Source organism: Clostridium sp. 29_15 (genome assembly GCF_001916075.1).
GTDB lineage: Bacteria > Bacillota > Clostridia > Clostridiales > Clostridiaceae > Clostridium > Clostridium lentum.
The window spans coordinates 1-10,757 of the sequence record NZ_MNRT01000009.1; the positions used below are offsets into that span (position 1 = coordinate 1).

Consider the following 10,757-nt stretch of genomic DNA (forward strand, 5'->3'; position numbering starts at 1 on the left):
TGTTTTGCTCAAATTACTTTGAGTCTTTATAAGACTTAAAAGAATTGCTGGTTTTATATTAACTATATTCTGTTCAATTTTCAAAGACCATTTATCTTGTCGCCCTCAAGCGACTTTCTTATCTTATCACTGGAAGTTTATTCTGTCAACAACTTTTTTTTAAAAAGTTTTTTTCAGAAACTACTTTCCATTTTCGCAAATTTACCTACTAGATATTTATCTGTATGTCATCTCTGCGACGTGTTTTATCTTACCATTATTATTCTCCATAATTTTATGTTTTATTACTAATTTAAGCATATTAATCTTAATTTATATTATTTTTCTCCATTTTTCTTAATATATCTATATACGATATGCAAGGTAACGTTTTTGCCTATTTTGATGAAATTATTGGCATTTCTATTATTAATACTTATAATTCATATTGTATAAACTAAAATGTAAGAGGTGATTTTATGACTAATGTATTAGCCAAAGACTGGTATTATTTATTAAAAGATGAATTTAAAAAGGATTATTTCTTTAACCTAAGGAATTTTCTCAATAATGAATATAAGCATCATATTATTCATCCTGATAAAGAAAATATATTTAACGCTTTAAATTTCACATCATATGAAAATATTAAAGTAGTAATATTAGGTCAGGATCCTTATCATGGAATGAATCAAGCTCATGGATTAAGTTTCTCGGTAAATCCTACTGTTGCTATTCCTCCTTCTTTAAGTAATATATATAAAGAACTAAATAATGATTTAGGTTGTTATATTCCTAACAACGGATATTTAAAAAAGTGGGCTGATCAAGGTGTTTTACTTCTTAATACTGTTCTTACTGTAAGAGATGGTGCTGCAAATTCTCATAAAAATAAAGGCTGGGAACAACTAACGGATAAGATAATAGAATTGATAAATAAAAAGAACGACCCAGTTGTTTTTATCTTGTGGGGAAATAATGCAATTCAAAAAAAATCCCTAATAACTAATAGTAAGCATCTGATATTAACATCTACTCATCCTAGTCCATTATCAGCTTTTAGAGGATTCTTTGGTAGCCATCCATTCTCAAAAGCCAACGATTTCCTTATCTCTATAGGTAAAAAACCTATAGATTGGCAAATAGAAAATATATAGGATACATATTTTTTTATTCTGTGCATATATAAAAATAGGAGCCCTATGAAAATAAACTTTACATAGGGCTCCTTATCTAATAGAATAAATCAAAATAATATCTTACATTATTTCTTTCTTTTTAAACTCTTTATAAGTAGAGTATATTAAACCACTTATCATTCCAATTACTCCTCCGGCAGCAAATGTAAAAATTATATTTTCAAAAAAAGCTCCCACAAAAATTCCTATTCCAACACCTATAGCTATTCCTTTGGTTAAATATTCATAATCCTCTTCTGATAACATAAATTTTCCCATTTTAACTACCCTCCCATATTTATATCTTAATACAAATTAATATAAAATTACTTTCTACAAATAACTATAAATCATTTTACTTAACTTGTAAAGAGTTATTTTATAACTCTTTGTATATTTTTTATTAACTTTTTATTATTTATACCATAGAGCTTTATTTCTTTATCTATTAGTATTATATTATTGCCTTTTATCTTTAATTTATATCAGCTTAACATAGTGTTATTATATTTTTTATAAAAAAAAGATATATTAAACCGTCCATTTTAAAATAACGATTCAATATATCTTTTATAATTAATGAGTATATATTTAAGCACAAAAAAGCAGCTTATTATTCAACAAGCTGCTTACCTGGTGGCTCGACCAGGAATCGAACCAGGGACACGAGGATTTTCAGTCCTCTGCTCTACCGACTGAGCTATCGAGCCTTAACAATTTTATTATATTATATTCCTATAATTATGTCAATATTTTTGTTAATATTGTTTTTTTCTGCTTAATATACTACTTCTTCACCTATTTGATTAATTAAATAATATATAATTTATTTTAATTAACTAAAAAAATTCATATAGATAATATATATTCCTATTATTAAGACTAATGGTAAGTTTACTACATCCTTTATACTTTTCATCAAACTATTTTTTACTCTTACCTCTTCTCTTGTTAGTATATTTCTCTTTATATTTAATGATATAAGCTTTTTAAAAATAAAATATATAGCTACAAAGCAAATTATAGTTAAAATAGCATAAAAGAATATTGCTCCTAAAACTACTGAATTAGGTACATTTTTTAAAGTAACTTCACTTACTGCCTGCAATTCCTCTTCACTTGCTGGCAATAACTCCATTAACTTTGACAATGTTACAGATGTACCATTGATGATAAAATGAATAATCATACTAGAAAATATACTTTTAGTAATTCTAACAACTAATGCTAATATAATCCCTAATGCTACTGCATATAAAAATTGTTGTCCATCTAAATGCATAATTCCAAAGAACAATCCTGTAACCACCGCTGATACAAAGATGTTTTCATCATCATAACCAGCTAAAACCACTCCCCTAATAGTAATTTCTTCAGTTATAGCAGGCATAACAGCAAACAATAACAAGAATAAAAGGTATGGAGTATCTATAATAGATGTAATCACCATTGCAACATTATTAGGAAACACTAATTGTGATATTAAAGATAACAATGTGACCATTGGTTGGCAAACAAATGCCAACAATATCAATAATAATGCATCTTTAAAATAAAGCTTATTAATCCTTAAAGTGTCTTTTATACTTCTTGGTGATAATAATAAATAAATAATTGCTGGCATTATAAATATGGTTAAATGTGTAATAAACAATTTCATTCTATAGTCTGTAATATTTAAAATACTAAATATATATGATAATGGATAAGCCGAAAAAATACCTAATAGCAATATAACTAAAAAGTATATATTAGCCTCCTTCAATTTTTTCAAAAACATTCCCCCTAACTGTAAATCTACTTTGCAATAATGTATATTTATAGTTTTATATGATAATAATATAAATGAAGTGGATAAAGCTTCATAATTAATCGCCTCTCCCCCATTTTATTTATATACAAGATAATCCCCTTAATCATTTGATTAACGGGATTATTTTTTCTTATTCCCTACAATATCCTTTTTCAATGATTTTTAGCCTTAATAGATTTAATGCATTCATAGTAGCTCTTTCTCTAATCTTATCTCGCTCTCCTTGGAAGATAAACTTTTCTACTACTGTTTCCCCTTTAAAGCATAATCCTATATATACTAAACCTACTGGCTTTTCTTTTGTTCCACCACCTGGTCCTGCAATACCAGTTGTAACTACTGAAATATCTGATCCACTTTCTCTACATATACCTTCTGCCATTTCCCTGGCAGTTTCTTTGCTTACTGCACCATATAAATTTAAGGTTTCTTTCTTAACACCAAGTCTCCTCACCTTAGCTTCATTGGAGTATGTAACAGCACCTTCAAGAAATACCTGTGAAACTCCTGGATATGATATTAGCTTAGCAGCAATCATTCCCCCTGTACATGATTCAGCTGTGGAAATGGTTAAATTGCTTTTACATAACATTTCTGCTACCTTATACTCTAAGGTAATTTCTCCTTCTCCATACACTTTGTCTTTAAGTGTCTTCCTCACTTCCGCCTCCACTGGTTCAATTAAATTTAAACATTCCTCTTCAGTTTCTCCTTTAGCTGTTATCCTTAAGCTAACATCTACACCTTTAGCATAAGGAGCAACCGTTGGGTTTTTTCCATTATCAATAAGATAAGCTAGCTCTTCTGCCATGAAGCTTTCACCTATTCCAAAAATTCTTAGCATCTTTGATCTAAGCACACAATCTGTTAATTTTTCTAAGTAAGGAAGTACTTGCTCATTAAACATACTTTCCATTTCCTTTGGTGGCCCTGGCAATATTATCATTTTCTTATTTTCCTCTTCTATAATTACACCACTGGCTGTTCCACAGCTATTAGGCATTATTATCGCACCTTCTGGAAAATATGCCTGCTTAATATTATTTCCTTTTAATTCACGACCTTGCTTATTAAAATATTTCTCAATACCTTTTAAAGTATTTTCATCAAGCTTTAATTTTTTGTTAAAGTACTTTGCTGCTGACTCCTTAGTAATGTCATCTTGTGTTGGTCCTAAGCCACCAGTTGTTATTACAAGCTCGCTTCTTTTATATGCTTCATCATATGCCTTTAATAATCTTTCCTCATTATCACCAACTACCTGCTGATGATATACATCTATTCCTAAAGTAGCAAGTTCTCTAGATAAATACTGTGCATTTGTATTTACAATATCTCCTAACAATATTTCTGAACCTATTGCTATTATTTCTGCTTTCACATTTTTCACCTCAATTCAATTTACTTCTAATTGAATTATACCATCAATATCCAATTAATTAATATCATAATATAATTAAATCTTTATGTTTTTATTTTTTACAAATTTAAAATCCCTAAAGCTTAAAGCTCTAGAGATATATTATTTATACTTATTAGCATTAATATAATAACCTCCAAGAGTATCAATTCCTTGATCTATTATTACAAAATTTCCTTCTCTTAGCATCGAAGTAATTATATTTATGTGCTGTTTATTTGATGCATCTAAAGTAATTGTAAAATTATCATTTTTATCGACTATTCCCATATAGTCATATATATCACTATATTCTCCTAGTCCTAACTTTCCCTTTATATCCATTCTATAGTCAGGCATATTTAATATCCTCCTACTACTTTAGTCCATCTATATTTTTACTCAATAATAATTTATGTAAATAAATTATATTTTATTCATTCGTAATATATTTTAATAGAAAATAGAGGTGAAATTATACTCCACCTCTTATTATTTTAAGCTTCTGCCTTTAATTTCTTTGCTTCATTTAATATCTTTATTAGTTCTGATTCAGGAACTTCTTCATATCTACCAAAAGAACTTACATAACTTCCTCTTGCGTGAGTCATTGCTCTTAATGAAGTAGCGTAATTAAACATTTCAGCCATAGGCACTTCCGCAATAACTTTCTGTTCATCACCTACTTGTTCCATTCCCATAACTCTACCTCTCTTTTTATTTATATCTCCCATTACATCACCCATGTATTCATCTGGAACCTTAATTTCTACATTCATTATAGGTTCCAATAAGATTGGCTTTGCACTTTCTAACCCCTTTTTGTAAGCAATAGATGCTGCTATTTTAAAAGCCATTTCTGAAGAATCAACTGGATGGTATGACCCATCATATAATGTAGCTTTCACTCCTACAACAGGATATCCAGCCAAGACACCACTGGACATACATTCTCTTAATCCTTTCTCTACCGCTGGTATGAAGTTTCTTGGAACAGCTCCACCTACTACTTTATCAACAAAATCTAAATCAAATTCACCATCATTTCTTGGTTCAAATTTTATCTTAACATCTCCATATTGACCATGTCCTCCTGATTGTTTCTTGTATTTACCTTGAACATCAGACTTTCCTTTAATAGTTTCCCTATATGGAATCTTTGGAGTCTGTAAAATAACATCTGCTCCAAATTTATTCTTTATCCTACTAGCTATTACTTCCAAATGAGTTTCTCCTAAACCCCAAATTATTGTCTCTGCATTTTCCTTATCTCTTTCAATTTTAAAAACAGGATCCTCTTCAATAAGTTTAGATAATGCTAAAGAAATCTTTTCTTCATCACCTTTTGTTTTGGGAAGTATTGCCATTGACATAACTGGTACAGGAAGCTTAATCTTATCATATTTAATATTAATCTCTTGGCTACATAAAGTATCTCCAGTTGATGTGAATTGTAATTTAGCTACTGCACCTATATCTCCAGCAATTATTTCATCAGTAACAATTTGATTTTTTCCTCTCATAAAGAATAAATGAGATAATTTTTCTTGCTTGCCACTATTAGTGTTTTTTACTACAGCATCTCCATTTAATTTGCCAGTAATTACTTTAAACAATGAAATCTTTCCTACAAAAGGATCAGCTATAGTTTTAAATACATAAGCTGAAAATGGTTTATCTTCTTCAACCTTAATATAAATTTCATCACCAGTATCAATATCTAATGCTTTATGAGCACGTGAGTATCTAGGTGATGGGAAACATCCTATAATATTTTCTAACATTGATTTGATACCTACTACTTTCGTAGCACTTCCACATAATACAGGAGCTATCTCTCCATCAGAACAACCTTTTATAAATCCTGAATAAATATCTTCATCACTAAGTTTTCCATTTTCTAAATATTTTTCTAATAATTCTTCATCAGTCTCAGCAACTGTTTCCATTATCATTTGTCTACATTCATTTACTTTATCAATAAGATCTGCAGGAATATCTATACTTACCATTTTTTTAGTTTTATTGTCTAATTTAAATGCTTTTTGTGAAATTATATTTACTACACCAGTAAAATTTTCTTCTTTACCAATTGGATATTCTATTGGTACTATGCTAAGACCAAATTTTTCTTTCATTTGTTCTAATGTCTTATCAAAATCTGCATTTTCCCTATCCATTTTATTAATAAAAAATGCCCTTGGAATATTTACTTTATTGCAATACTTCCATGCTTTTTCCGTTCCTACTTCAACACCTGATACAGCACATACTACAATTGTTGCTATATCTACTGCTTTCATTCCTTGTATCATTTCGCCTTCAAAATCAAAATATCCAGGCATATCAACTATATTAATCTTTGTATTATTAGATTCAACACAAGCTACAGAAGTTGATAAAGAAATACCTCTCTTTTTTTCTTCTGCTTCGTAATCCATTACAGTGGTTCCATCTTCATTTTTTCCAAGTCTATCAGTAGTGCCTGTATAATATAGTAATGCCTCTGCTAATGATGTCTTTCCTGTAGCACCATGTCCTATCAACCCTACATTTCTTAAACTTTCAAAATTGTAGTTTTTCATGATATCTTAGATAATACTTGCCCTAAGTACTATCTTTCACCTGCCTTTCTTATATATAATATTTATATAATTTATATTAAAACTATTTAACTTAATAAATATCTATTAAATTTTTATGTTTTAATATGTTCAAATAGTACAAGCCTCATAATATTTCTAAAAGTATTTTATTTACTTTCTATTGTTATAAAATTATTCCCTTAATTAATAGTATTTATCCATTTTAATTTATATTACTTATTATTTAATATTTCTCCTTATACCTTACCCCTAAATTATCTTTACGTATAAAAAAGAACCTATATATATAGACCTCTTTTATAAGTGTCTATCTTATAGGTTCCATTTTAATCTGATATAGTTCTTTTTTATACTAAATAATTCTTTAAAATATTTGTAATCTATTTATATAGCTTGTACATTAATTCATTACTCATAATTCATCATTAATTTAAACTCCCATTCCTACTCCTGGTCCTAATGGAAGACCTAAAACAAACCATACTACTAATAGTAGTGACCATCCTATTAAGAATACCATAGAATAAGGTAACATAGTTGAAATTATAGTTCCTGCTCCTGATTCATCATCATATTTTTGTGCAAATGCTACTATTAATGCAAAGTAACTCATTAATGGAGATATTAAATTAGTTGATGAATCCCCAATTCTGTAAGCCATTTGAGTAAGAGCTGGTGAATAACCCATTTCCATTAACATTGGTACAAATATTGGTGCCATTATTGCCCATTTTGCTGAAGCTGATCCCATGAATATATTAATAAATGCTGCAACAAGTATAAATAATAATATTAACGGAATTCCTTTTAACCCTATATTCTTTAAGAAATCTGCTCCCTGAACAGCTATTACAGTCCCAATATTTGTATAGCTGAAGTATGCTACGAATTGAGCAGCAAAAAATACTAATATTATGTATGATCCCATAGAAGACATGCTTTTACTCATTAAATTAACTACTTGGTTACTATTCTTTATTTCTCTAGAACCAATTCCATAAGCAATCCCTGGAATTAAGAATAATAAAGAAATAATTATAACTATTGATGACATAAATGGTGACGTAAGAATTTCTCCTGTTTTAGGATTTCTTAATACTCCATTGCCTGGTACGACTAATAATGCCATACCTATTAAGAATAATACTAAGGCAATTCCTGCAAATCTTAAGCCTCTTTTTTGTTCTACAGTTAAATCTTCTAATGTTTCCGTTACAGAACCTTTATATTTACCTAGTTTTGGTTCAACTATAAGTTCTGTCACTATTGTTCCTAAAATAGTTATTAGTACTGTTGATGCCATAATAAAATACCAGTTGTCAGTAATTCCTACTTTTGCAGTTGCATCTGCCATTTTAGCTGCTTCAGTACTAATTCCAGATAATAAAGCATCTGTTGATCCAACCATAAGGTTAGCACTAAAACCTCCTGATACTCCTGCAAATGCTGCAGCAATACCTGCTAATGGATGTCTTCCAAAACTCATAAATACAACAGCACCTAAAGGTATTAAAACTACATATCCTGCATCTGATGCTATACTTGACATTACTCCTGCAAAAACAACTACTAGAGTTATTAATCTTTTAGGTGTACTACTTACTAGTTTTGTTAAGCAAGCTCCTATTAATCCTGATCCTTCAGCTACACCTACACCAATTATTGCAACAAGCACTGTACCTAATGGTGCAAACCCTGTAAAGTTTGTTACAGCTGAAGTAAACATATATCTTATTCCTTCAGGACTAAGCAAACTTACAATTGATGAAGACATTTCTTTTATTTCATTTGTTGCTCTATCTAATCCTGTATAAGTAACTGATACGCCCAATTTAGCACATATATGTGATACCACTGCTATTATTACACATAATAATAAGAAAATAATTGCTGGATGTGGTAAAGCGTTTCCTACTCTCTCAACAGCACCTAGAAAACCTTTTTTATTTTTGTTCTCATTCATCCCATACTCCTCCTAAGTTTTATCAAATTTTAATTTTGCAATTTAGTTTTATTAAAATTTCATTTACTATGTTTTTATTATATATTGATATAGTAATAAAATCAAACATTTTTTATTAAAATTATGCATTTTTCCCATTTATATGTTAAATAATATGATTAATAATATGATATTTACAACTTATTATAAATATTTTTTAACAATATAGTTATTTATAATTATATTCTTTTATTAAAAAAAAACTATCAATAATGCAATTTTTAATTATTGATAGTTTCACAGATTAAATTTTTATCATATTTTTGACCTTATAAAATAAATTATTAACTATAGAAGCTACAATTCCACCACAACTATCTATAAAAACATCCTTAATTGTTGAACTTCTTTCTGGTACAAAATACTGATGAAGCTCATCTGAAACAGCATAAATTATAACTCCCATAATAGAATAGAATATTATCTTCTTAGTATGAATATAATGTTTAATTACATTAAATAACAAAATATATAAAATAAAGTATTCAGTAAAATGTGCTGACTTTCTTATAATAAATGTTATATTACTTATATTATCTTTTGATATTTCAATACCTATTTTAGATAATAATAAGACTATTTTTCCACTTTGCCCTGATGAGACTTGTCCTGTTTGTTGTGACATATAAAATATAAAAGCCATCCATGCTAATAATAATATCCATGAAATTAATTTCTTCTTTTGCTTTTTCTGTTTCATTACTTCTCCCTATCCTCTAAATCATTTGTTACATAACATAACTTATTAATTCTTTTCAACTAAATATTTATTAATATATGCTAAAGATTCCTCTAATATATTTTGGCTTCCTTGCAAATCTTGTATCTTTATTTCCATTCCATATATCCTTTGTTCAATTTTGTATAAAATATCTTTAACATCATTTAATACTTTTGTTTCATATGATATTTGATTTCCATCCACATCTATATATATTTTTTCTGGAGGTGAGCCACATTTTGAACATTTAAGGTAAACATTATTACTTTCTGTATCTCTATAAATTTTAAAACCATCATTATTACACTTGGAACAAATTGATAACATAATAAAATCATAATAATTTGTATCTAAATAGTATTCACTTAAGCAATTTTTGCATATCAATTTCAATCGTCCATCCTCTGATTCTATAGAAAAAATATTTCCACTACATCCTTCCTTTTCACAAACCACAGTTCTTATCACTACGATTCCTCCTTATACTTATCCCAATATACTCTTATCATCAATTATTATGCATTTGATTATTTATATATTACACATATCTAAAAATATATTTTTAATGACCATCTAGTTTTATTTTAACTATCCAACTTACATTATATTTTCACTGGCTAATTTCTTTTCTATATTCTTTATTTTTTCATCTACTATATTTGTACTTTTTCCCAATAACACTAATTCTCTTTTTGCTAATTTTAACTCAACTATCATTTTCTCCAATTCAGTCCTTTTTTCCATATATTCACATCCCTAATTCTTTATAAAAATAATTGTAGAATTATTTCATAATTATTTATCTTTATATTAGTGTATACGTACCTTAATATAATTATATATTATATTTAACTAATCTGTATAAATTTCAAAACATTTTTTTATTCAATTTACGACATATTAATTTCAATCAAAATTCTTAATAAAACAAAAAAAGCTACGAAATAATTCGTAGCTTTTTGGTGGAGATAAAGAGATTCGAACTCTTGACCCCCTGCGTGCAAGGCAGGTGCTCTCCCAACTGAGCTATACCCCCGTATGGTGGACCTTCAGGGACTC

General features: G+C 28.3%; 10 protein-coding genes and 2 tRNA genes. 1 reads left to right on the forward strand and 11 read right to left on the reverse strand.

Annotated elements, in window-relative coordinates; genetic code table 11:
* Positions 1-458 precede the first annotated feature (458 nt).
* Positions 459-1,136 (forward strand): uracil-DNA glycosylase, encoded by a 678-nt coding sequence (locus BHW04_RS00995; RefSeq protein ID WP_186835655.1) that lies wholly within the window; start codon positions 459-461, stop codon positions 1,134-1,136.
* A 102-nt stretch (positions 1,137-1,238) separates the two neighbouring features.
* Here the strand turns inward: BHW04_RS00995 and BHW04_RS01000 are convergent, their stop codons facing one another.
* From BHW04_RS01000 to BHW04_RS01050, 11 genes are all read right to left on the reverse strand, one after another.
* Positions 1,239-1,436 (reverse strand): hypothetical protein, encoded by a 198-nt coding sequence (locus BHW04_RS01000; protein ID WP_302698556.1) that lies wholly within the window; start codon positions 1,434-1,436, stop codon positions 1,239-1,241.
* A 355-nt stretch (positions 1,437-1,791) separates the two neighbouring features.
* Positions 1,792-1,867, reverse strand: a tRNA-Phe gene (locus tag BHW04_RS01005).
* A 125-nt stretch (positions 1,868-1,992) separates the two neighbouring features.
* Complete coding sequence (locus BHW04_RS01010; protein WP_186835654.1) at positions 1,993-2,937, reverse strand: CPBP family intramembrane glutamic endopeptidase; 945 nt, start codon at positions 2,935-2,937, stop codon at positions 1,993-1,995.
* 163 nt (positions 2,938-3,100) lie between these two features.
* Complete coding sequence (locus tag BHW04_RS01015) at positions 3,101-4,351, reverse strand: competence/damage-inducible protein A (RefSeq protein ID WP_302698558.1); 1,251 nt, start codon at positions 4,349-4,351, stop codon at positions 3,101-3,103.
* A gap of 141 nt (positions 4,352-4,492) precedes the next feature.
* Complete coding sequence (locus BHW04_RS01020) at positions 4,493-4,729, reverse strand: hypothetical protein (protein WP_022166988.1); 237 nt, start codon at positions 4,727-4,729, stop codon at positions 4,493-4,495.
* 137 nt (positions 4,730-4,866) lie between these two features.
* Positions 4,867-6,954 (reverse strand): elongation factor G, encoded by a 2,088-nt coding sequence (gene fusA, locus BHW04_RS01025; protein WP_022212132.1) that lies wholly within the window; start codon positions 6,952-6,954, stop codon positions 4,867-4,869.
* A 451-nt stretch (positions 6,955-7,405) separates the two neighbouring features.
* Positions 7,406-8,938, reverse strand: a complete 1,533-nt coding sequence (locus tag BHW04_RS01030) for an AbgT family transporter (RefSeq protein ID WP_302698559.1) — start codon at positions 8,936-8,938, stop codon at positions 7,406-7,408.
* A gap of 283 nt (positions 8,939-9,221) precedes the next feature.
* Complete coding sequence (locus BHW04_RS01035; protein WP_302633592.1) at positions 9,222-9,677, reverse strand: VanZ family protein; 456 nt, start codon at positions 9,675-9,677, stop codon at positions 9,222-9,224.
* A gap of 45 nt (positions 9,678-9,722) precedes the next feature.
* Positions 9,723-10,166: a hypothetical protein gene (locus tag BHW04_RS01040; RefSeq protein ID WP_022212135.1), complete on the reverse strand. Its 444-nt coding sequence runs from the start codon at positions 10,164-10,166 to the stop codon at positions 9,723-9,725.
* Positions 10,167-10,295: 129 nt separating this feature from the next.
* Complete coding sequence (locus BHW04_RS01045; protein ID WP_022212136.1) at positions 10,296-10,442, reverse strand: hypothetical protein; 147 nt, start codon at positions 10,440-10,442, stop codon at positions 10,296-10,298.
* Between the two features lie 216 nt (positions 10,443-10,658).
* A tRNA-Ala gene (locus tag BHW04_RS01050) sits at positions 10,659-10,734 on the reverse strand.
* Positions 10,735-10,757 lie beyond the last annotated feature (23 nt).

Coding starts and splice junctions, on each gene's coding strand:
- BHW04_RS00995 (WP_186835655.1), top strand. CDS start 459: ATGACTAATGTATTAGCCAAAGACTGGTATTATTTATTAAAAGATGAA.
- BHW04_RS01000 (WP_302698556.1), bottom strand. CDS start 1,436: ATGGGAAAATTTATGTTATCAGAAGAGGATTATGAATATTTAACCAAA.
- BHW04_RS01010 (WP_186835654.1), bottom strand. CDS start 2,937: ATGTTTTTGAAAAAATTGAAGGAGGCTAATATATACTTTTTAGTTATA.
- BHW04_RS01020 (WP_022166988.1), bottom strand. CDS start 4,729: ATGCCTGACTATAGAATGGATATAAAGGGAAAGTTAGGACTAGGAGAA.
- fusA (WP_022212132.1), bottom strand. CDS start 6,954: ATGAAAAACTACAATTTTGAAAGTTTAAGAAATGTAGGGTTGATAGGA.
- BHW04_RS01030 (WP_302698559.1), bottom strand. CDS start 8,938: ATGAATGAGAACAAAAATAAAAAAGGTTTTCTAGGTGCTGTTGAGAGA.
- BHW04_RS01035 (WP_302633592.1), bottom strand. CDS start 9,677: ATGAAACAGAAAAAGCAAAAGAAGAAATTAATTTCATGGATATTATTA.
- BHW04_RS01045 (WP_022212136.1), bottom strand. CDS start 10,442: ATGGAAAAAAGGACTGAATTGGAGAAAATGATAGTTGAGTTAAAATTA.